Origin of the sequence: Helicobacter mehlei (assembly GCF_003660265.1) — a bacterium.
In the GTDB taxonomy this organism is placed as follows: Bacteria; Campylobacterota; Campylobacteria; order Campylobacterales; family Helicobacteraceae; genus Helicobacter; species Helicobacter mehlei.
Map to the genome: position 1 here is coordinate 1 of NZ_QXQP01000081.1, position 696 is coordinate 696.

General features: G+C 43.5%; 1 protein-coding gene. It reads left to right on the top strand.

The genetic code is table 11. From position 1 onward, the window contains the following. Positions 1 to 696: hypothetical protein (locus EAO36_RS08335; RefSeq protein WP_162983301.1), on the top strand; the 696-nt coding region annotated here is incomplete at both ends.

Sequence of the window (696 nt, forward strand, 5' to 3'; positions counted from 1 at the left end):
TCTACCACAACCCCCCTTAAAGCCCAAACCCCCAAGAGCGCAGAAGAGCTAATAGAGTCTTTAGCTGTGGATAACGCAACGGCTAAAAAGTATAATATGCATTACTCCCATGACCCTAGATATATTTTAAGCGATCAGCATGAGGCGTTTAAAAAACTCTTTGGCATTAAAGAAGGCGATGACCCCTTTACCCCCAATGTGCCCAAAGAAGTCTTAGAAGCCTTGCAGAGTGCCCAAAAAAAGCCCTTTAAAGTGCGTAGCAAAGATTTTTATTTTGGATTGACCGATGGCTATGCCCCCTATTTTAAACAGACCTTAGAACACCCCGATGCGGTGTTTCAAGATGAGTTTTTTATGTATCTTGTTAAAAACATTGATGGTAAGATATTTGCGTTTAGGGCTGAAAATAGCACGGATGCAAAATACTTTGAAAGACTCTACCCCTATGAGTTAGAGGGCTTACAAGAAAGAGCTACACGGCTTGGCAATGGCGTTAAAGCCAAATCATATACACAACTCACAAAGGAAGAGAGGGGGGTAAGACGCGCAAATACCCAAGCCAAACAAGAGGAGGCTAAAGCCAACAAACCCCCCTTAAAAAAGCCCAAGGACTACAAACAGCCCCAAAGTTTAGAGGGGCTAGAAGAGTTGCCTAAGATTGCGCCCAAAGACCCCATCAATCAAAGCTTTGGCAAG